This window comes from Sediminispirochaeta bajacaliforniensis DSM 16054, assembly GCF_000378205.1.
Classification (GTDB): Bacteria; Spirochaetota; Spirochaetia; order DSM-16054; family Sediminispirochaetaceae; genus Sediminispirochaeta; species Sediminispirochaeta bajacaliforniensis.
In genome coordinates this window covers 58,370-80,286 of record NZ_KB899417.1, presented here as the reverse complement: position 1 = coordinate 80,286, position 21,917 = coordinate 58,370, and the positions used below count along the sequence as shown (strand labels likewise).

The following is a 21,917-nucleotide window of genomic DNA, read 5'->3' as shown; positions in this document are numbered from 1 at the left end:
TCGACGTTTTAGGGAATGAATTTATATCCTCTCCCGCGTATGGTCAGAATATGACGGGGGATGGCGGTTTCACCAAGCTTCTGCCGCAGCTTAGCAACATGAACATCAACGGTCCGGCTGGTGGCCTCGGAAGAATAGCTCCACACCTCATCCATAATTTGGTCCCTTGAAAGCACCTTATTAGGCCGCCGCACCAGATACTCCAAGAGTCGATACTCCTGGGCACTCAACAGAACAGGATCATCATCAAGATAGAGCTCTCTTTTATCGAGATCGAGCAGAAAAGTGCCGAACTGGTATCTTGGCTGCTCCCCCTCTTCGGCCAAGGCAGAAGAGGCCATGGTCGCACGTCGCAAAAGCGCCTCAACCCTGGCAAGGAGGATATTCATGTCAAAGGGTTTCGCCATATAGTCGTCGGCTCCCTGTCTGAGGCCGGCAACAATGTCGATATCGCTGCCTCTGGCCGTAAGCATCAGCACGGGAGTGTTAATGCCCGCCTTACGGAGCCTTGAACAAACACTAAACCCGTCTCTTCCCGGAAGCATAATATCCAGGATAATCAAATCGTGTTGTCCCGTAAGAGCCGCGGCCTCTCCCCGCAGACCATCACCGGCAAGGGTAACCTCGTATCCTTCGACGCGCAGGCGGTCTTCGAGCGTCATTTGCAGACCCGGCTCATCTTCAATGATTAAAATGTTGCTCATCCTCTTCCTCTTCATACGGGACCCAGGGGATAACAAGAACGAATTTGGTCCCGGACGCTTTGCGTCCGTCAATTAATATTCTAGGGCTTTCGACACGAAGCGTCCCCCCCAATAAAAGGGCCCTTTTAGACGCCAAGAACAGGCCAAGCCCAGACCCTTGTTCCTGCGCCTCTCTGCTTATTTTATCACGATAAAAGGGATCAAAGATACGCCTTTGTTCCTTGGGCTCTATTCCTCTGCCGTCATCCTCAACGGTAAAGACAAGACTTCGAGGCACCTGTAAGCGAGCGGTGACAATTACGGTTCCCTCCTCCTCTCGCTTCCAGGCATGATACACCGCATTGATTACCAGGTTCCTGATAATCATGGCAAGGGCTTCGGAATCGGTAACGGCGCCTCGTGGCAGTCCGCTGCTTCTCAGCTCCAGATTTTTCCCGTATTCGGAGGCAAGCTGGGAAAGTTCATGTTCCAGTTCCTGAAAGAAAGGGGCAAAAAGAAGGGGCCTCTCACTGTTTTGCCGGCGTCCGGCGGCTAATCTGCTTTCCATACCGGAATAGAGCAGGACCTCCTCGATCATGCCACCGAGCCGATCGACCTGGCCGGAAATAAGCGAGCAGTAGGTATCGAATCTCTCGGGTGGAACGATACCGCTGGAGAGATTATCGGCGGCAGAGCGGATCACGGAGAGAGGAGTACGGAGCTCATGACTTATCGATGCGACAAATTCCCGCTCCTGGGAACGCAAGAGACTCAGCCGCTTCATCTGAAGGACCAGAACAATAAAACCTCCTCCCACACCGGCGAGCAGAAGCATTCCAAGGAACCAATTCATCGCAAGGGTGTATTCAAGATCTCCGGTAACGGGACCGTTGAGGGACTCGATAACGGCAAATCGTCCAGGTCCCGGATCCGGATGCTGATCTTCCCGATCATAGACCAGCGGAACAAAAATACCTATCTCACGTGGCGCTTTCGAAAAGCCGAGCAAACTTTCAAAAGGCCGAAAGGAAATCCGATCATCCCAGCCCCAGTTGAATTTGAAAGGAAGATTTCGCTTTCGCATCTCTTCAAAATCCATCCAGGAAATTCTGAACTCGGGCAAGGCAAGAGCTATTGCAGGTTCCACATGCTTCGAAAAAAAGGCATCGTTATTGAATCGAATCATAACCAGCCTGCCTTTTTCGTTTCCTGGCATAACGAACCAGCTGTTTCCCTGATAGTCGTCGAAGGCCATTCCCTCTTTCAGGATGTCACCAGAAACAGAAAAAGGAAGCGAAGCAACAAAGAGGGGATCGTGGATAAGCGACCATCCTGCTTCAGGCCCTTGATATGAATGAAGCTCTTGTGGAGCGGCGGTATCAAGCCATGAAATGGAATCAAAGAGCTCGACGACGGCGCCTTTCGGACCGTATAACAACCACTGCTTTTCCACTGTCGCCTCTATCGCGCCATGCTCGGATTGAAGCGCGTCAAAGAGCGGATTGAAACGCTGAAACTCTCTGGCGGCTGTTCGTATGACGAGGGTGTAAATCGAACGGTAACTTCGGGCCAACTCACCAACGGCAGCACGCTTAAACCACCGATGCTGAAGAGTTCCGATAACGGAAAGCATGACGACGATAGAGGCTATCAGCAAGCCGCTCCGAATTCGTCCGATGCGCTTATTTCTCATGAACTTATCATACGCATTGATGTACGGCACATCCAGTAAAAAAAGAGGGAAGGAAGGATTGGCCATTCATTTTTACAAACTTTACAACTTTTCTACCAACTTTTCACCATTGGAATGGACCCCGACGATAGGCTCTATAGTTGGAAACTTCTCTATCATGCCTGATGCAAGGAGCATGTTGTTGGTCGATTTAAGCCACATAGGAAAGGCTTACAAAGTCGGAGATACGAACATCGAAGCGCTCAGGGATATCTCTTTTTCTATCGATCGGAGAGAGTATGTTGCCATTATGGGTCCCTCGGGATCGGGAAAGTCGACGATCCTCCATATCCTCGGAATCCTCGATACCGCCACCTCCGGCACGTATCTATTTGAGAAATATGATATAACGGCACTCCCCGACCGAGAGAAGGCAAGGATACGAACTGCCATTTCGGATTCATCTTCCAACGGTTCAATCTTTTTTCCGAACTAAGCGCCATGGAAAATGTAATGCTTCCCATGGAATATGCAGGCCTTTCAAAGCCACAGCGCAAGGAGAGGGCCGGCGAATTACTGGTTGAGGTAGGTCTCGAGAACAAAATGAATCATAGACCGACCATGCTCAGCAAAGGAGAGCAACAGAGGGTCGCCATTGCCCGGGCACTATCGATCGGTCCCGACGTGATCCTCGCCGACGAACCCACCGGAAACCTGTCTACCGATGCTGGTAAAGAGATTATTCAGCTTCTTGAAACCTTTCACCGGCGGGGAGTCACCATCGTAATGGTGACACACAATCCTTCCCAGGCCGCACGAGCGGAAAGGATAATCCAGATCAGAGACGGCAGGCTGCATAGTGACACACGGCAAGGCGGAAGCCGCTGATGAAAAGAGCAGAGGCAACCCTTTTGATGGTCCGACGTTTTTCAGAACGTTTCACGGAATCGATTCTGCTGATCATTCTGGTTGCTTTGGGCGTAGGGGTTGCCTCTTCGGCTATTGATCTTGCTTCCAGGACCTGGCAATGGTCCAGGCAGATTTTAGATGTTCCCGAATATCGAGAAATCGTCGTCGGCATGAGAGACGAGGCCGATGCGATGTAGAGGGCCGCAATTCGTTCTGTATCTGCAGTAGGCACCCCTCTTACAACAGCGGATCTCTCGATCGCAAAATCTATCCCGGCGATCATGCATGCGTATGTGGAACATCGGTCGATGATACATTTTATCAATGATGCTTCGGTAAGGCGGGAGGCATCAACACCAAGGTGCGGGAAAAGTGATTTGGCTAATGCAAGAAACGATAGTTCCATCATTATTGCGGAACAGGAAGAGGCGAAGGGCTATGAAGTAACCCCGCAGTTCTTTGCCGCGCGAACATTGGAAGCTATGTTGGGCTCTCTTTTTTTCGATAAAGCGTGTGAAGAGGGGGCACAGGTAATCGTTTTGGGAAAAAACTTAGCCGAAGAGCTCACCCGGCAATCCAGAAACGGGGCCCCACCCTCCCTTCTCATTGGTAAGAAACTATTAACATACGAAGGCTACCTGACGGTCATAGGTATTCTGAAAGAGGCGGGAAACCGATATGACGAAATTTTCTTTCTCCCTTGGCAGGATAAAAAGGTACTTCCCCCCCCTCAACTACGATTTGCCGTGGCTTCACCACATCAGATCGAGGAGGCTTGCGCACAGCTTTCCGCTTGGTTCTCTTCACGATCGGCGACAGAAGGTATCGTTTGTTTTGATCCAAGGCATGCAGTAGAGCAGCTTGTCAAACGCAACAGGGGCATCAACCTGCTTATATTATTTCTTTCGTTTTCGGGGCTTTTTATGTCGGCGGTCAATGTCGGTAATATTTTCATGGGCAGGGGAATGAGGATGAGAGAAAAGCTTGGTATTCTCATGGCCCTGGGAGTATCTCAGAAGGAGGTTCTGCGCCTGTTGAGTGCCGAAACCCTTGTCATCACACTATCGGGAGCCTCCTTAGTCTCACCTTTTCCGTCCATCTTTCGCGATCGATGCTGCAAGCGATAGGGATCGAAGGAGCATCATCGGTGCTTACGGCCTGTGGAACCCTCGTCTCCTGGCTCTTTATTCTGGCCTTCTCTCTCATACCAGCCTATCAGAATGCTATGGTCCGCCCGACTGGTGCCATGAGAGTAAGATAGGAGGGCCATGTGAAAAAAATCGTGGTAATGCTTACCGGGCAATTGAGACAGACTCCGGGAAAGGTGATCATGACCCTCATCGCACTCTCCTTGGGAAACAGCCATCCTTATACTTTCGGTAAGTGCCTCAGCCATCATAACCGACCAGATTGGTATCGAGTCGATACTTGACGGTACCATGGACAGGGATGGCGAGTTCATAAAGGAATGGCCGCCGAAATGGGACCCATCGATACAGAAAAAACTTCTTTCCAATATCCCATCAATAGAGAACGCAGCGTTTATTACCCTGCCCCCATTTCACGACATCATCAGCAATGGGGATAGATGGAATATACGTTCGGCAATCGGAAGCGATCCCGCATATTTCGATGTTTTTTCACTACATATGATAGCCGGGGTCCCAATGGACGATGCCGATATCGACAAGAGAACACATAGAATTTGGATCAGTGAAGAGCTGTCAGGCGATGTGTTTGCTTCGGTCGACGGCGCAATCGGGGAAGTAATAGAGTGTGAAGGACCAGCCATTGATCCTGATACACAATTCATAGTTGCAGGGGTCTATGCCTCCCCCCGGGAGCCTCAACGAAAGGCATGGGGAATTGGAGACATGGTGGTTCCCTATACGGCTTTTCTAAAGACGGGCCACGGTCGGGAGACGCTTAGGAACATTGCAGCAGGGCAAGTGGTATTGAAAATCGACAAGCAAGATGCTAAAGGCTCCGAGGCACGCATCCGTTCCTTTCTTATTAGGGAGTATGGCGACGACACAAGCAGTCTCAGCATCTGGGAGGGCTCGCCCCGGCGCCTATCTGCATATGAAGCAGCTAAAACAAACCGCAAATATGTTTACGATCCAAGTCAATATCCTCGGTTTTGTGCTTCTCATCATCAGCTCCTTCGGCATCTTCAGCATCATGGTTGTCGAGTCGGTAGAGCGACGTCGTGAAATTGCCCTGGAGAGAACCTTCGGTGCGGTAAAAACCACGATCATGAAAGAGTTTTGGGCCTTGTCGACAACATTAAGCCTTATCGGTGAGGCAGCAGGAACTTCGATGGCATTTCTCCTCAAAAAACCCTTCCTCGATGCTCTTTCGCCTTTTCTTGCGGAACTCATGGAGTAAGGCCCGCTTCCTCCTCTGTACATTCCTTTTAAGGCCATGGTTATTGTTCCCCTGTGCGCAATCCTATGCGGAGGGGTGCTGGGCTTTCTTCCCGCCATCGGGGCTGTGCGGGGCAACATTTCCGATGCACTAAAGGAGCCAACCTGAGACGCTGCAAAGGAGCGATAAAAAAAGAAAATATGTTATAATCGACTGATGAGACGCTTAAAGCAAGGCACACGTTTTGGAGGCTTGGGAAAAATTATGTTTCTTCCCTTTTTCCTCCTCCTTTTTCTTGGATTAATGAGCTCATGGGCCCTCTACCTTTCAAGTGCACATCGGGTCGTAGCAGAATTGATCGACCAAGTCGCACGGGATACCGCACAAACCACCATACGGGAGTTGCAAGATCTCTTTGAATATGCCCGGACCATTACCATAGTCAATGCTTCAAATTTCTCGTTTTTAGAAAACAACGCGGAGATAGACAGCTTTTCGTTTCAAAACACGTTTTACCATCAGCTGCTTTCTGCCGACTCACTCGCAATCATCGCACTAGCATTTTCCGACGGAGAATATATGGAAGCGCAGCGATTGGGCCCCAACAACCTGAGGATCGGAAGAGCAGGGAAACAAACAAACGGTTCGTTAGAGTTTTACAGGATAGACGAAGAGGGAAAGATGGAATTCACCAATATGATTTCCGATTATGATCCCCGACAGCGTCCGTGGTACAAGAATGCCCAATCGGCCGGCCATCAGGTGTGGTCCCGGCCCTATTCACTCTATTCCAGTGAGGTACCGGCGATCTCATCCGCAATACCGTTCCAGGGAAAAGACGGCAGGAAAGGTGTGGTTGCCACGGCCGTAACCTTCGATGGTTTATCCACCTTTTTATCATCGGCATTGGATGCGAAAAAGGGATACATCGAGGTTATAGACGATACAGGCAAGACGATAGCATCTTCGGCTCCAAAGGAGGAAGGGGGGACGCACACCGAAAAGAAGACCATCATAATACAGCAAACGCTTAACATGAGCAGTTTTCCCGAATGGAGGGTCCGGGTTTTCCTAAACGAATCAGCCTTCACCACCCCGTTGAAAAAAGCCGACCAGAAAACAGTGATCGTGCTCATTTTCCTGCTTCTACTCTTTACCTTTGTAAGCGGAATCATCATATCGGCTGTTACAAAACCTATACGAGAGCTGGAACAAATTGTGAGACATATCGATCCCGCAAACCCTCAGGTGTCCAGAGAGATCTTTAAGATTGCCCGTCAAAAGGGAGAGATAGCCTCTCTTGCGGAAAGTTTCTTCAATATGGCAATCAGAATCAAGAAGAATTACGGCGAATTGCAGCAAAACCTGCGGGAAAAGGAGTTGCTTCTGCAGGAGGTCCATCACCGCGTAAAAAACAATTTGCAGATCATCTCAAGTCTGCTCTGCCTTCAGGCTGATGAAGTCAACGACCTCTCAGATCGGTATACCATCATCCAGTGCCAGCGGAGAATCCAGACCATGGCATATGTTCATGAAGCGGCCTATGCGACAAGGACCTACACCGAGATCGAGATAGGCGACTACCTCCGGATGATTTGCGGCAGCGTCGGAGCTCACCATATTACGCTCTCGGCAGAACCGGAGGGACAGAGACTTCCCCTCGATAAGGCAATTCCGTGCGGCCTTATCGTTAATGAGCTTATCAGCCTCATGATCGGCCGTTATGAAAAACACAGAGAGAAGGCAAAGATCGAGGTCTCGTTTACGCGCAACAGCGATACGTATATCCTTTCGGTTTGGGATAAAACCGCTCCCCATTCGACCCTTAGCAAAAGCGGCACCCTAAGCCGAGATTTGATCAAAAGTCTCGCTTCCCAACTCAGGGGAACCATGACCAGCAATCAGGAAGAAGGAGTCCAATTCATCGTCATTTTTCCTGCATGACCATTTCTTCAACAGGATCGGCAGGTTTTATGTTTGCAGCTTGTCGCCTGAACCAGAAGAGGCGGGGATATTCTTTTCCCTCCTTATACCAGCGATACTTCTCGTCGGCTATTCTTTCGTTCCATATGGGATCTGTAAGCTCTTTAAACGCCTGTGCATAGATATCAATCCATGAAATAACGTCGGGATCATGGATAAGATCCTCGGAATGCGGATGACCTTCCGGAACCAGATACTCGGCTACGACGGAACGAAGGACCTCGGGATTATCGATGATCATGCACGGCCGCATGAGATTCGCATTGTCGCTGTAGGGATAGCGATTTCGAATCGCCTTAAAAAAAGGAGAATTCACAACTTCGATGAGGGGTTTTTCCCTGATATTGTCGATACCGAAATGGGCGAAAACACATGGCTCAACCTGACCGCTGCTTAATATGTGGAGATAGGATCGCCCTCCGGCAAGGCAACCGCCTACAGCAGGACCGTCGTTCCAAAAATCCGCAAGGAAAATAGGAAGCCGTTTGCGCAAATCCGCTATCTTTCGCCCTGTCATAAGCCGCTGCTCAGGACTGGGAACCAAATCCAGAATGGGATCTTTGCCGACCGGCATGAACATGAAGAACCAGCTAAAGATCGCTCCCTGATCAATATAATACTTGATAAACTCGTCACTCGTAATGGTATCGATGTTCTTGCGTGTATAGGTAACACTGGTGCCGAACAGGACCCCCTCTTCCCTCAAGTTATGCATGGCATTGATCACCTTTGCATGGACTCCCTTTCCTCGACGCTCATCGGTTTCGGCAGCATATCCTTCCACGCTGATGGCAGGAGCAACATTACCAAGCTTCCCGAGGGCCCGGGCGGTTTCCCGGTCAATGAAGGTACCGTTTGTAAAGGTAAGAAAGTACATATCGCTGTACTTACGGAAAAGCCGAAGCCACATATCTTTCAGAACATAGGGCTCACCGCCGGAAACAACAACAAAGTAGATGCCAAGTTTCCGGGCCTGATCCAGAATTGAATCGATCTCTTCTTCGTTTAAGTCTCCAGCTTTTTCGTAAAGGCCGGAATAGCACCCTGTACAATGGAGGTTACAACGCATGGTAGGACTGATCACCAGGGTGCCGGGAAGCCACTGCTCGTAGCTGGCAAAACGATACCGGATTTTCTCACCCACATACCCCCAATTGTAGATGAGGTTTCCGATGAGTTTTTTCTTTGCCTGCCTATTGATGGAAGAACCAAGACGGGCAAAAAGAGTCGCCATACCCTCCTTCCTATCAACATCCTGCATCAGACCAGATAAAAATAGGCGTAGCTGTGATGACTGAATATCACTATCGGCTAAGCAGGAAAGCGATCGAAGATCTTCAATATCGCCCGTAAGGCTTTTCACCGATTTTCTCACAACCGCCTGTCTGAGCATCCGGCCTTTCAGGGAAAAGGCAGAACCTTCCGCCTTCCTGAAATCGGGTACATCACTCTTTTTGTACTTCACACCTCTTACCTCCGCTTGCATCTATTTTCTACTTTCAAAATAGGGAGCAGAATCCTTGCAGAGTACTGTACAAAAGTATGGGCCTGGGTTGGTTTTATATGATAATTCCGGAGATGTTTGCCTTAACGACCGCCTCCGTTCTATTTTTGACACCAAGTTTTTTGTAGATATTGACCGTATGCCATTTAACCGTTCGAACCGAGATAAACAGCTCCTCGGCAATTTCTTTATTCGTACAGCCCCTTGCCAAAAGGCGCAAGACCATAAGCTCCCGGTTGCTCAATGCCACAGGCCTGCAGGGACCTGCGTCCGAAGCTTTTTTTTCGATGAGCTTAAGTATTTTACCGATATACTCACGCAAGAAAGGATTTGTGACTTTCTTTTCCAGACGGCAGAAAATGAATGCGAGAGGAGGCCCCTCATCGACAAAGAGTCGAAGGAATCCGGCCTCATAGGCTTCGGGAAGGATGAAAAGCAAAGCGTTCTCAGCATCTTCAGGTTTGCCCATTCCCTCCAGGGTAAGGCTCCTCAGAATGGAAAGTTCGATCACGCTTTTGTTTCTACCAAGTTTTCGGCCGGCAGTGATCAGCTCGTCGCTAACGGAAAGCAGATCATCAAAACGTCCTCGATGAAGCTCAAGCCGTGCCATAAGAATTTTTCGTGACTCGACAAAATGATAATATCGATCGACCGATCTATCCCCCAATATACCGTGTAAGGAAGGCAAAGGGGCCAAACGCCTGCCATCCCCCCTCAAAAGAAGCAGCCGTACCCTAACCAACTCTACCATGAGGTCGTCGATGGTGCTGACATCCAATTCCCTGGTCAGCCTGGCAGCCCGCTGTAAAGCGGTCTCGGCCTCCCGGACACGATCCAGGGAATAGAAGATGTGAGCCTCTACAGCGTAGGCCTCAATCGTCCGAAACGCCGACCATTTTCGTGTAAGAAGAACTCCCTCCTGCACCATCTCCAACGCCCGCTCGAGAAAACCCATCTCGCGGTAGAGATCCGCCAACTCAACCAAGGCAACCCCTACAATAGGAAGACGGCGTTCACAGGAACGATCGGCAAGGGCGATTGCCCTCTCGTAATGATCAATTGCGGTATGGAGAGAGCCTTTCATCGTGTAGAGATAGGCAATTTCGCAAAGGAGTTGAAAGTAACCGGTAAAATGTGAAGAATCACCCTTATCGGTTGCAAAATAAGGAATAGCGGAAAGCATCATCTCGAGGGATGAGCAAACATCTCCCTTATAAAGAAACTGTGTCGTATACATTTCGTGGATAAGCATGCTTCGAAAAAAGAAGGCATCGGAAGGAAGAAGTGTTAAGGCTTTTTCCGCCTGTTCCATGGCCTTCTCCGGTCTCCCTTTCATAACGCACATGAGACTTCGGAAGGTCAAAACTTCCCCGGACGTTTCCGGACGATCGATTGATGTGACTCCGATTTTATAGAGCGGAACAATGGCATCAAGCGATTCGCCGATAAAAAGTTTGACGATAGCGGCGAAGAGACACAGTTTCGGATGATTGTTCCGGTATTCTGCGGGAACCTGATTAAACCAGCCGACAAACGAAGAAAGCTCACTTTTTTGAAAAAAACATGATGCGTGATTTTCGAGAATAGAGGCGGCCGTATCCCCATCTCCCGCCTCAAGAAAATGCTTTAAGGCTGCTTCCCACCTTCCATCCCCTAAAAACCATGTTCCGGCAATCTTGTGCAGGTGCCGTACGTTTTTATCCCCATGCGTTTGGGTCAGAGTCGAACGTAAGAATTCGGCAAACAATTGATGGTATCGAAACCACCGGCGATCTTCATCAAGTGGGACAATAAAAAGATTGCAGTGTTCCAATCCTGAAAGGATTTTCACGCTATCGCTACGGCTGGTAACGGCATCACACACCTCGGAACAGAAGGACTCAAGGATGGAGCTCTTTAAAAGAAAGGCCTGAATCTCCGCAGACTGAAGAGAAAAGACCTCTTCCATCAGATAATCGAAGATATAACGGTGGGTTCCACAAAAACGACGGAAAAATCCGTCGATATCACTGTTGTCCCGTAAGCTTATTGCCGCCATCTGAATTCCCGTGATCCACCCCTCCGTTCGCCGGGAAAGGAGATCAATAAAGTGTTCCTGCAGCTTAAGGTTCATGATACGGCTGAGAAAAAGAGTAGTCTCCTCCGGGCGGAAGCGAAGCTCCTCCATTCGCAACTCAAGCAGTTTTCTTCGTGAGCGCAGCAAGGCAAGAGGGAGTGATGGATCGCTTCGGGACGAGACAATAATATGAAGATTATCCGGAGCATAGTCGATAAGCTCTTTGACAAAATCAACCAGTACAGGATTGCTGATGCAATGAAAGTCGTCAAAAATGAGGATGAACTCTTCTCCGTAGCTTTCAATTTCCTGCAAAAGAGAAACGCTGATTTCATCCGGGACAGGAAAGGGAAAGTGATCAAGCCGCTGCCGAACAGCAGGACCAATCTGAGCATCAATCTCAGATACCCCCTTTAGGAGATAAAAAAGGAAGCAGGAGGGGTCATTATCACGCTCCTCAAGGGTCAGCCAGCAGCAGTGATGCTTTCGTTTTCGGATCCATGAAGCAAGCAGAGAGGACTTCCCGAAACCAGCAGGGGCGGAAACAAGGATCAGAGCGACATGGGGATAGCGATCCAGCCTTGAAAAGAGTCTTTCTCTATCGATAAGTTCTCCGGAAGACGGAACGGTAACCTTCGTCCGAAGGTATGGCTCACCCATATCACCTGGCCCCGATGCGTGTCATATACCGATACTCCTGATAGCCTACCCTGAAAGCCGCCTCCTTGCAAGCTTTCACTACTGTTAGGAATATTGGTGATGGAAATCCTTTACTAGAAGAGCAGCTTTCATGTATCATCCCTTTCACCATGACAAAGCAAGCAAAAACAGTGACAGCGGCGCTTTCGGCAACGACACCGGTATTTTTCGGTTACACCTCTATCGGTTTTGCCTTCGGTTTTCTCCTGGTCAAATCGGGGATGGCCTGGTACTGGTCCCCGATCATGGGAATTTTCATTTTTGCCGGGGCGGCACAATTTCTGGCCATTGGTTTACTCGGCGCGGGGACCTCCCCTATTGAAATGGGTCTTGCTGTCTTGCTGCTTAACGCCCGCCATGCGGTTTACGGCTTTTCCCTTCTCGACAGGTTTTCTCATTTTCGTCGCTTTAAGCTCTACCTGATTTTCGGCCTCACCGATGAGACCTACGCACTTTTGACCACGGTAAGGCCACCGGAAGGGGTCGATCGTGAATCCTTCGACTTTCTTATCACCCTCTTTAATCAATCGTGGTGGGTGATAGGAAGCACGGCAGGTGCACTTTTCGGTACACAGATTTCCTGGGACGCCCCAGGAATCGAGTTTGCCCTTACCGCCCTTTTCGTGGTGCTCCTGGTGGAGCAGATACGCTCCCTCAAAAGGCCGGGACCATTTCTCATCGCTCTCATAAGCGCGGTGCTGCTCAATCTCGCAGGCTTTAAAGAGCAAACCCTGCTCGTCGGGATTCTTATCTCTACGACAGGCTGTTTTTTCCTGCCTCGACGGGAGGATGCTGCATGAGCCAACACACCCTCTATCTGATTATCGGAATTCTCGTTATGACCCTGGCAACTCAAATCACCAGAGCATTCCCATTCCTGCTCTTTGCAAAAAGAAAGCCGCCTCAAAAGCTCATCGCAGGGGCCCGTTTGATTCCCGGAGCGGTTATGACTATCCTGGTCTTTACCAGCCTCCCGGTAAGCGGTGACCTCGGCCATGCGGAGGTTTGGATGCAATGGCTTGCCGCAGGGGCGGTTGCACTGTTGCACGTCATATTCCGCCAGTCCCTCCTCAGTATTCTCGGAGGAACCGCACTTTACATGGCAATGCTCCATTTTTGGGGATAAAAGGCCCCGGCATGATAATCACCACGATTCCGGACACTATATAAAGCTTTTAAACAAGTAAGTGCACTATTGTGATTTATCTGTTGTCGGTTTTGTGTATAATGAATCCCAATATGACACTAAAACGAAATTCGAGAGAACAAAGCCACAATCGAAGAAAGATTCTCAAAAAAGTCTGGGAAAATGAAACCATATCACGGGCGGAGCTTGCAAAACAGCTCCATTTGAGCCCTGCAACTGTTTCCTCAAACGTTGCAGAACTCGTCCGAATGAATTATATCCGGCTTGGAAAGGAAGGCGACTCCTCTGGTGGAAGAAAGCCCATAATGCTTGAGATTAATGAGGACTCGCTTGCGGCTGTCGGAATTACCGTTATGAAGGAGTCGGTACTTTCATCCTTAGTCAATCTCAAAGGCGAAGTGATAGATTCCAGACTGGATAAGTACACATTGCCCATTTCGAAGGATAGTATCCTTTCAACTATTTTGTTTTCAATAAAAAAAATATTAGCGATATGGAACAATAATCAAAAAATTTGCGGAATCGGCATAGGTATGCATGGAGTGGTAGATTATTCTTCAGGCATTTCCATCTTTGCCCCCTACTTTAGTTGGCACTACATCAATATAAAAACCCTTGTAGAAGAGGAGTTTCACATACCCGTCTTAGTAGACAATGATGCAAGAGTCATGGTCCTAGCCGAGAAGTGGTTCGGAAAATATAGGAGCCTTCAGAATTTTATCTTCCTCAGTTTGGATGAAGGTGTCGGGGGGGGGATCATGGTGGATGGAAAGCTGTTTCGAGGCAGCGAATATGCAGCCGGTGAGATAGGACACATCCATGTCAAGGAAAATGGATCGAAATGTATCTGTGGGAACTACGGGTGCCTGGAAACCGTGGCGGCCATTCCCCGTATTGTAGGCGAGATTGTCGACCAGATACGTCTCGGATATCCTTCATATATTACAGACATCATTGGGGATAAGCCTCTTAACTTAATTGATTTCGATATCGTCCTGGAAGCAGTTAAAAAGGGAGACGACCTTTGTAAAAAGGTAATATCGAAAGTTGGGATGTATATCGGAGTTGCGTCAGCAGATATTATCAACTTCTTTAATCCCGAAGCAATTATCATTGGAGGAAAGCTATCGCTGGCATGGGATTATTTTAAAGAGGATGTCAGGGAAACCGTTATCAGACAATCTATGCATGAATGTAATAAAAACGTGAAGATACTTAGGTCGTCTTTTGTCGGTTGCAGGGGGGATATAGGAGCGGCTGCTCTTGTTGTAGATAAAATTCTTGAGGAAAACTTTCTTCAGTCTCTAAATAAATAAAGCATGACAAGTATCTATCCATGATGGCAAGTATCTATCCATGATAGTATTGTAGATATGACCATTGTTTTTTTAATTGATGAAAAAAGTTCTTGCGAATATCGTTATACAGACCTATAATAAAGCAACTATTGCAATAGTTTACCAATAACAACCTCGAGACATATTTTAATTAATAAATAAAGTATGAAATCTATTCATACAGGGAGGAAAGGATGAAGAAGGTAATTGCAATCGGTTCCGCACTGTTGATGATCTGCTCTATTGCTGTTTTTGCAAATGGGTCAAGTGAGGCTACCGGAAACGCAAGGCCCCAATTAGGTATTACAGTATATAAATACGACGATAACTATATGTCATTTGTACGCAAAGCCATAGAGACAGCGTGCGAAGAAAACGGAGAAGTCGATTATCAGATCTGTGACTCAATGAACGATCAAGCAAAGCAAAATGATCAGATCGATACGTATATCAATAAAGGTGTGGATTGTCTGGTAGTCAATCTGGTCGAGCCGGCTGCCGGAAAAACCGTTTGCGAAAAGGCAAAAAAAGCAGGTCTTCCCATCATCTTCTACAATAAAGAACCGGCAAGAGATGTCATCATGGGTTATGACAAATGCTGGTATGCGGGAATTACCTCAGCGGAATTCGGGATTCAGCAAGGCCACCTGATCGTCAATGAATGGAAAACTCATCCCGAATGGGACAAGAACGGTGACGGAAAAATCCAGTATGTCATGCTCAAGGGAGAACCCGGACATCCGGATGCAGAGGTAAGAACTTCAGAACCTCCCAAAATCATCAAGGAAGCCGGAATAGGTATCGAACAATTGGAACTTCAGACGGGAATGTGGGATGCTTCAAAGGGCAAAGAGCTCATGGAAACCTGGCTTGCAAAACATGGTGACAGCATAGAGTTCGTTATTTGCAACAATGATGCAATGGCTCTTGGCGCCGTTGAAGCCCTCAAGAGTGCAGGATATTTCACCGGCGAAAAGTACATGCCGGTAGTGGGCGTTGACGGGCTTCCCGAAGCCGTTGAGCTTATAAAGAAAGGCCAGATGCTCGGAACAATTCTCAATGACCCGAAGGCTCTTGGGCTGGCAACATATGCCATGGCCGTAAATGCAGCGAAGGGAAGAGATATTTGTTACGGGACCGATTATACCCTTGGTGATCGCAAGGACATACGAGTAGCTTGCGAAATCACCACCGTTGATAATCTTGAGAATGCCATAGCGGCATATAAATAGACAATGATGATTCGGGTACGCATGAGCATTTCCATGCGTACCCTTTTTTATGGAGTCGGAATTTATGGATAGGAATCCTGTACTTCTACGTATTAAAAAAATTTCCAAGTCATTTCCCGGAGTACAGGCTCTGGATAAAGTCGATTTGGCGGTACGGCAGGGAACGGTCCATGCCCTCGTTGGTGAAAATGGGGCCGGCAAATCGACTTTAATGAAATGCCTGTTTGGAATATATCACGCCGATGAAGGTGCCATCGAGTTGGAAGGAAAAAAGGTCGGCTTTGAAAATCCAAAACAGGCCTTGGACCATGGGATAACAATGGTCCACCAGGAGCTGAATCAGGTGGGAAGGCTGAGAGTGATCGACAACCTATGGCTGGGGCGATTTCCCATGAAAAATCCCCTTGTTATCGACGAAGAAAAGATGATCAGAGAGACCAAAAGAATTTTTGAAGAACTTGAAATTAATATCGATCCCCTCGTCAAGGTTGAAAAGCTTTCTGTTTCGGACCGACAGATGATGGAGATAGCCAAGGCATCTTCCTACAACGCCAGGATAATTGTGATGGATGAGCCGACTTCATCGCTTTCGGAGAAGGAAGTGGCTCACTTATTCAGAGTAATAAAAAAACTGCGGGAAAAAGGGTGCGGAATAATTTATATATCGCATAAGCTTGAAGAAATTTTCAGTATCGCCGATGAAGTTTCGGTAATGCGAGACGGGAAATGGATTGCAACTGAACCTATCACCGAAGTTGATATTGGCAACATCATCACGCTTATGGTAGGCCGCAAACTCAATAATCGTTTTCCAAAGAAGATAAATAAACCAGGCAGTGTCCTCATGGAGGTATCGCACCTCAGTTTAACCTATTCACCATTGGTAAAAGATGTTTCCTTTTCCCTAAGGGCAGGGGAAATTCTCGGAATTGCAGGACTTGAAGGGTCGATGCGGACCGAGGTTGTGGAAGGCCTCTTTGGCTATCGAAAACGAGAAACCGGAGAAATAAAGCTCAGAGGAAGCCTCTGCAACAACCAGTCTCCTGCGGATTCAATAAAAAACGGTTTTGCTTTGCTTACCGAGGAACGAAAGTACAACGGTATTTTTCCAGGGCTGAGTGTGAAAGACAACATAACAATAGCAAATATGGACGGATACCGCAGGCATGGCGTCTTGCACAAGGGAAAAATCAAGAATGATGTCGAGAAAGTGATTACTGCATTAAAGGTAAAAACACCGTCTGCAGAAACCCATATGATGGACCTGTCCGGTGGCAACCAGCAGAAGGTACTCTTCGGCAGGTGGATGCTCACGTCTCCGGATATTCTGCTGCTTGATGAACCGACAAGAGGGATAGATGTCGGGGCGAAGTACGAAATTTACCAACTTATCATTGAATTAGCAAACGAAGGCAAGGGGGTGGTCATGATTTCATCCGAGATGCCGGAGTTGCTTGGCGTTACCGACAAAATACTGGTTATGAGCAACGGGAATGTGGCGGGAATAGTGAATACAAAAGAAACCAACCAGGAAGAAATCCTCAAGTTAGCGGCAAAATATTTATAGGAGGTTGTTGTCATCATGGATGGAATGGCAAATGAACAGATAGAAAAAATCAAACGAAGAAGAAAGATACGGGCAAAGCTTATGGATAATGCCATCTACATTGTTTTGGCCAGCCTTATAATAATTATTACTGCAATTGATCCAACCTTTTTATCATTCAAAAACTTCAAATTTATTTTTACCCAGGCTTCAACAAGAATGATTCTGGCATTGGGGGTAGCCGGAATAATCGTCCTGGCAGGATGTGATCTTGCGATAGGTCGGTTTGTAGGCCTGTCGGCCGTAATTTCCGCATCCATGATGCAGGTACTGGATAATCCCAATATTGTCTTCCCCGGGCTTGATATACCAGTGATTGTGCCCGTGCTTCTTGTGACTCTGATCTGCGGACTTATCTCCCTGGTGAACGGGCTCGTTGTGACAAAACTATCTGTAACGGCATTTATTGCAACTTTGGGAATGCAAATGATCCTTTACGGGCTCACTTCAACCTACTATGAGCAGGTATGCGGCGCCTCGCCAGTGGGATCTCTCAAGGATTCATTTACCAACTTTGCTCAGGGCGAAGTACTCGGTATCCCGTACCTGATCATCTACGCCACCATCATCGCCGTGCTGATGTGGTTCATATGGACCAAGACAAAACTTGGCAGGCACCTTTTTGCAATAGGGAATAACGAAGAAGCGGCAAAGGTGTCCGGTGTTAACATCCATAAAACAATCTTGATTATCTATTTAATCGCCGGTTTTCTCTATGGCTTTGCCGGCGCGCTCGAAGTAGGAAGAACCGGAAGTGCAACCAACAATCTCGGAAACGGCTACGAGCTTGACGCCATAGCAGCTTGTGTCGTCGGCGGAGTGTCGTTACTCGGAGGAGTTGGAAATATCCTAGGTATTGTGATTGGAGTAATTATTTTCCAGGTTATCAACTATGGCCTGGTCTATATAAGCGTGAGCCCTTATATGCTCTACATCATTAAGGGGGCAATCGTCATCTTGGCGGTCGCCGTTGATGCTCAGAAATACGTAAAGAGACAATAGAGGAACTGCAATGGCTTTTTACTATGACACTGAAAAAATCGAAGAAGAAACATCGTATCTTCTTGGTTATACAAAAGAATCAGAAAACGAACACAATGTACTAATTAAGGTATCGCCTGCTCTGGGCAACAATCTTTATTGCTTCAGAGTGGATGAGTATGAAGTAGTGCACTATGACACATATTTCTCATTACGCTCATATTACACGGGGAACCCGATTTTGTACCCCTTTCCCAACAGATTGAGAAACTGCTTTTACGAATTTCGGGGAAAGCAATACTGGCACCAAAAACACGGAATTCCTGTATTTCTTCATTCACTTGTGTACGATGAGAAATGGGAATGTGATGAACCTCGTGTTACAGAAACGGGGGTAAGCCTTACGACATGGATTGATATCAACACAAATCATCCGATTTTTGAAGGCTTTCCTTTTCCCCACACCCTCTGTGTAATCTTCGAGGTGACACGAAAGGGATGTACCATTACCTACGAAGTAAAAAATCATGGAAAAGAAGAGATGCCGTATGGTATTTCCTATCATACCTTCTTTAAGAAACTATGCGGTGACAACGATTCCTTCATCAGGGTCCCTGCCACATATATGATGGATCTTACGGACGATCTGCTTCCGACAGGAAGGCTCCTTAATGTAGAGGGGGAGAATTTCGATTTAAGAAATCCGGTACCGCCCAGCAAACTCGATCTGGATAATTGCTATACCGGTATGATCCCGGGAGAGCGGGTGTACATCGACTATCCGGCTATAGGCTTGAGGATTTACATGGACTCTAGCGAGGATTTTACCCATATGCAGGTCTTCACCCCAAAAGGCAAACCATTTTTCTGTGTTGAGAAACAAACATGTTCTACAGATGCCGTGAATTTGGATAACAAAGGCTTTAGAGAAGCGGCCCATCTTTTAACAGTCCCCCCCGGAGAAGAGAGAGAAGGGACCGTCTCTTTTGGTTTCGAGTTTTATTAAGAGTCAGGAGGCACAATGGTAAAAATTTCATTAATTGGAGCTGGAAGTGTGGTGTTTTCCAAACAGCTCATGGTGGATATTCTCGGGTTTCCGGAATTGTCGGACTGCTGTTTTTGTCTTGAAGATATAGATCCTGAAAGGCTTGCTCTTACGGAAAAAGTCGCAAGGATGTTTATCAAACAGCGAAATGGAAGGGCTTCCATTGAAACGACACATAGTATCGACGAGGCAGTAAAAGGGGCCGATTTTATTATAAACATGGTCCAGGTAGGTGGATTCGCATCTACACGTATTGACTTCGAGATTCCCGAGAAGTACGGGATGGAGCAAACCATAGCTGATTCAATGAGTGTCGGTGGGATTTTCAGAGCACTGAGGACAATGCCTGTGCTGGACCAGCTGTGTCAGGCAATCTTAACATACAGCCCGCATGCAGTCCTTTTGAATTATACAAACCCCATGGCAATGCTCTCCCTTTATGTTCGGAAGAAATACCCCGAGGTCAACTATGTGGGGCTTTGTCACAGTGTTCAGACGACCTCCAAGCAGCTGGCCTTATACCTGAATATTCCGTATGACGAATTGCAGTATAAGGTTGCTGGTATTAATCATCAGGCATGGTTCCTGGAATTAAAGCAAAATGGTGAAGACCTGTACCCCCGGCTCAACGAACTGAAACAAAAAATTGATGAGGACCCGTCTTTTGTTCCTGAACATTTGTATGAATACAAAGGAAATGATTCATGGTTTCGGGAAAATTTCAAAGAGAGTGCGGCAGAAACCTTTGAAACGGATAAAGTTCGCTTTGAAATGCTTGCCCGGTTAGGCTATTACGTAACGGAATCCAGCGAGCATAATGCCGAATATTGTCCCTATTTTCTAAAAGACCAAAAGCTTATCGACAGGTACAAGATTCCTGTCAATGAATATATAAGGAGGTGCCGGTTAATCCTTAAAGAGTTCGAGGAAGTAAAAAAAACCATCAAATCCGGAGAGGAACTCCATGTTGATACGTCCCAAGAATATGCAGGTTTTATCATTCATTCCATGGTCTCCGGAGAAAAAAGTACGATAAACGGAAACGTTTTAAACACTGGGCTTATTACAAATCTCCCCACATCCTGTTGCGTCGAGGTCCCCTGTCTCGTGGACAGGAACGGAGTGCAACCGACCTATATCGGTGAGCTTCCGGAACAGCTTGCGGCCTACAACAGGACAAATATCAGCGTACAAATGCTCACCGTCGATGCCGTTTTAGAAAATGATAAGCAACATATATATCATGCCGTTATGCTCGATCCGCTAACGGTATCAATGGTGCGCCTGGATGATATGAAACCGATGGTAGATGAAATGTTTGAGGCCCACGGCAAAATGATTCCTTATTTCATGAAGCGAGGCAACGTATGAAAATTGTATTAATAGGTGCGGGAAGCGCCATGTTTGGACTGGGAGCACTTGGCGATATTTTTAAAAGCAAGGTACTTGAAGGCTGTGAAGTGGCGTTAGTCGATATCAACCATGTTGCCCTTGGAGAAGTCGAAAAGGTCGCCAAGGCGTACATCAGTGACAACGGGTTACAATACACCATATCGGCAACAACCGAGAGGAAAGAGGCTCTTAAAGGCGCTGATTTTGTATTGATTTCAATCGAGATTGGCGACAGGTATGAATTATGGGAAATGGACTGGCACCTTCCACAGCAGTTCGGAATTAAGCAGGTCTATGGAGAAAACGGAGGGCCCGGCGGAATTTTCCATTCACTTAGAATTATCCCCCCCATTTTGGATATTTGCAGCGATGTCATGGATATATGCCCCGATGCTCTGGTAATGAACCTAAGCAATCCCATGACGAATATAATGACTGCTGTTGTAAGAAAGTATCCGGACATAAACATTGTAGGTCTTTGTCACGAGGTCTCATCCCTTGTTATCCATCTGCCAAAGATTCTTGGTATTCCCTTTGAAGAACTTCATATCAGGGCCGGCGGGCTTAATCATTTCAGCTGCCTTCTTGACGCCACCTATAGAAAAGACGGCAGTAATGCAATGCCGGAAATTCTGGAGAAAGGAATTCCCTATTTTGAGGGAACGTTGGAACGAGGACTGTTCATGTACATTATCAAGTATTTCGGAAAAATACCGATTACAACAGACAGTCACTTTAGCGAATATATACACTGGGCCCAAGAAGTCGCAGACCATGTCGGGGTAATGGATTTTTACACAAACTATAAAAAAGAATGCCTTGGACACCAAGTCGACATGTACAACAGAGTCAAATCCGGCACCCTCCCCGAGGAATACTGGCGGGTGGTACCTATTATCGAGGGGATACTTACCAACGACGGTCACGAAGAGCTTGCAGTCAATATTCTCAACAAAGGATATATATCAGCACTTCCAGAGGATACCATCGTCGAAGTTCCTGGCACAGTAGATGGCAAGGGGATACAAGGTACCGATGTAAATGATGTCATGCCCCTGGGCTTTTCTTCACTACTTTGCAACAGAATCGGTGTTCTCAGGGTCTGTGCCGAAGCTGCTATTCAAAAGTCCAGAGAACTTGCGCTACAGGCCTTACTGGTCGATACCACCAACAATAGTATTCTTCAAACCGAAAGGCTGCTTGATGAAGTGATATCTCAGCAAAAAGAGTATCTTGGATATTTAAAATAGACAAACAAACCCTACTGATGAAAAACGTTTTCATCAGTAGGGTTATATATCTTC

At 47.3% G+C, this 21,917-nt stretch carries 22 protein-coding genes; 18 read left to right on the top strand and 4 right to left on the bottom strand.

Annotation, left to right across the window (positions count from 1 at the left end):
- Positions 1-8: 8 nt before the first annotated feature.
- Both F459_RS0112390 and F459_RS0112385 read right to left on the bottom strand, forming a co-directional pair.
- A complete protein-coding gene (locus F459_RS0112390) occupies positions 9-704 on the bottom strand; it encodes a response regulator transcription factor (RefSeq protein ID WP_020613042.1) in 696 nt (231 codons plus the stop codon).
- A complete protein-coding gene (locus F459_RS0112385) occupies positions 682-2,376 on the bottom strand; it encodes a sensor histidine kinase (protein ID WP_154651684.1) in 1,695 nt (564 codons plus the stop codon). Before F459_RS0112385 ends, F459_RS0112390 begins: the two co-directional genes overlap by 23 nt.
- Here F459_RS0112385 and F459_RS24435 point away from each other — a divergent pair.
- The 9 genes from F459_RS24435 (at position 2,375) to F459_RS0112355 (ending at position 7,575) form a co-directional block, all read left to right on the top strand.
- Positions 2,375-2,851: an ATP-binding cassette domain-containing protein gene (locus F459_RS24435; RefSeq protein ID WP_245540168.1), complete on the top strand. Its 477-nt coding sequence runs from the start codon at positions 2,375-2,377 to the stop codon at positions 2,849-2,851. The genes F459_RS0112385 and F459_RS24435 overlap by 2 nt on opposite strands.
- A 5-nt stretch (positions 2,852-2,856) precedes the next feature.
- The gene (locus tag F459_RS24430; RefSeq protein ID WP_407636026.1) at positions 2,857-3,243 is read left to right on the top strand and encodes an ABC transporter ATP-binding protein; all 387 of its coding nucleotides are present in this window, start codon (positions 2,857-2,859) and stop codon (positions 3,241-3,243) included.
- Positions 3,243-3,461: a hypothetical protein gene (locus tag F459_RS0112375; protein WP_020613039.1), complete on the top strand. Its 219-nt coding sequence runs from the start codon at positions 3,243-3,245 to the stop codon at positions 3,459-3,461. The genes F459_RS24430 and F459_RS0112375 overlap by 1 nt, the downstream gene beginning before the upstream one ends.
- A gap of 111 nt (positions 3,462-3,572) precedes the next feature.
- The gene (locus tag F459_RS0112370) at positions 3,573-4,391 is read left to right on the top strand and encodes an ABC transporter permease (protein ID WP_020613038.1); all 819 of its coding nucleotides are present in this window, start codon (positions 3,573-3,575) and stop codon (positions 4,389-4,391) included.
- Entirely contained in the window at positions 4,376-4,525 is a 150-nt protein-coding gene (locus F459_RS23945; RefSeq protein WP_154651683.1) for a hypothetical protein, read from the top strand. The genes F459_RS0112370 and F459_RS23945 overlap by 16 nt, the downstream gene beginning before the upstream one ends.
- Before the next feature lie 9 nt (positions 4,526-4,534).
- Positions 4,535-4,696 (top strand): hypothetical protein, encoded by a 162-nt coding sequence (locus F459_RS23940; protein WP_154651682.1) that lies wholly within the window; start codon positions 4,535-4,537, stop codon positions 4,694-4,696.
- Positions 4,629-5,477, top strand: coding sequence for an ABC transporter permease (locus F459_RS23605; protein WP_407636027.1), 849 nt, complete (start codon positions 4,629-4,631; stop codon positions 5,475-5,477). The genes F459_RS23940 and F459_RS23605 overlap by 68 nt, the downstream gene beginning before the upstream one ends.
- Complete coding sequence (locus tag F459_RS24150) at positions 5,446-5,652, top strand: FtsX-like permease family protein (protein WP_169517947.1); 207 nt, start codon at positions 5,446-5,448, stop codon at positions 5,650-5,652. Before F459_RS23605 ends, F459_RS24150 begins: the two co-directional genes overlap by 32 nt.
- Before the next feature lie 195 nt (positions 5,653-5,847).
- The gene (locus tag F459_RS0112355) at positions 5,848-7,575 is read left to right on the top strand and encodes a sensor histidine kinase (RefSeq protein WP_020613035.1); all 1,728 of its coding nucleotides are present in this window, start codon (positions 5,848-5,850) and stop codon (positions 7,573-7,575) included.
- On the opposite strand, the gene F459_RS0112350 is transcribed toward F459_RS0112355, so the two are convergent.
- Positions 7,559-9,079: a radical SAM protein gene (locus F459_RS0112350; protein ID WP_154651681.1), complete on the bottom strand. Its 1,521-nt coding sequence runs from the start codon at positions 9,077-9,079 to the stop codon at positions 7,559-7,561. The genes F459_RS0112355 and F459_RS0112350 overlap by 17 nt on opposite strands.
- 94 nt (positions 9,080-9,173) lie before the next feature.
- The gene (locus F459_RS24550) at positions 9,174-11,834 is read right to left on the bottom strand and encodes a LuxR C-terminal-related transcriptional regulator (RefSeq protein ID WP_020613033.1); all 2,661 of its coding nucleotides are present in this window, start codon (positions 11,832-11,834) and stop codon (positions 9,174-9,176) included.
- Between the two features lie 149 nt (positions 11,835-11,983).
- Here F459_RS24550 and F459_RS0112340 point away from each other — a divergent pair, with 149 nt between their 5' ends.
- The 9 genes from F459_RS0112340 to F459_RS0112300 all read left to right on the top strand — a co-directional run bounded on the left by F459_RS0112340 (position 11,984) and on the right by F459_RS0112300 (position 21,863).
- Entirely contained in the window at positions 11,984-12,673 is a 690-nt protein-coding gene (locus tag F459_RS0112340; RefSeq protein ID WP_013253834.1) for an AzlC family ABC transporter permease, read from the top strand.
- On the top strand, positions 12,670-12,999 hold the full coding sequence (locus F459_RS0112335; RefSeq protein ID WP_013253833.1) for a branched-chain amino acid transporter permease: 330 nt from the start codon (positions 12,670-12,672) through the stop codon (positions 12,997-12,999). The genes F459_RS0112340 and F459_RS0112335 overlap by 4 nt, the downstream gene beginning before the upstream one ends.
- Positions 13,000-13,112: 113 nt before the next feature.
- Positions 13,113-14,336, top strand: a complete 1,224-nt coding sequence (locus F459_RS0112330; RefSeq protein ID WP_020613032.1) for an ROK family transcriptional regulator — start codon at positions 13,113-13,115, stop codon at positions 14,334-14,336.
- A gap of 215 nt (positions 14,337-14,551) precedes the next feature.
- Positions 14,552-15,589: a galactose ABC transporter substrate-binding protein gene (locus F459_RS0112325; protein ID WP_020613031.1), complete on the top strand. Its 1,038-nt coding sequence runs from the start codon at positions 14,552-14,554 to the stop codon at positions 15,587-15,589.
- A gap of 64 nt (positions 15,590-15,653) precedes the next feature.
- Positions 15,654-17,156, top strand: a complete 1,503-nt coding sequence (locus F459_RS0112320) for a sugar ABC transporter ATP-binding protein (protein ID WP_020613030.1) — start codon at positions 15,654-15,656, stop codon at positions 17,154-17,156.
- A 15-nt stretch (positions 17,157-17,171) separates the two neighbouring features.
- Positions 17,172-18,197 carry a galactose/methyl galactoside ABC transporter permease MglC gene (mglC, locus tag F459_RS0112315; protein ID WP_013253829.1) on the top strand — a complete coding sequence of 342 codons (1,026 nt, stop codon included), beginning with the start codon at positions 17,172-17,174 and terminating at the stop codon, positions 18,195-18,197.
- Between the two features lie 10 nt (positions 18,198-18,207).
- On the top strand, positions 18,208-19,182 hold the full coding sequence (locus F459_RS0112310) for an aldose 1-epimerase (RefSeq protein WP_020613029.1): 975 nt from the start codon (positions 18,208-18,210) through the stop codon (positions 19,180-19,182).
- Between the two features lie 15 nt (positions 19,183-19,197).
- A complete protein-coding gene (melA, locus tag F459_RS0112305) occupies positions 19,198-20,592 on the top strand; it encodes an alpha-glucosidase/alpha-galactosidase (RefSeq protein ID WP_020613028.1) in 1,395 nt (464 codons plus the stop codon).
- Complete coding sequence (locus tag F459_RS0112300) at positions 20,589-21,863, top strand: family 4 glycosyl hydrolase (protein ID WP_020613027.1); 1,275 nt, start codon at positions 20,589-20,591, stop codon at positions 21,861-21,863. Before melA ends, F459_RS0112300 begins: the two co-directional genes overlap by 4 nt.
- Positions 21,864-21,917: the final 54 nt, after the last annotated feature.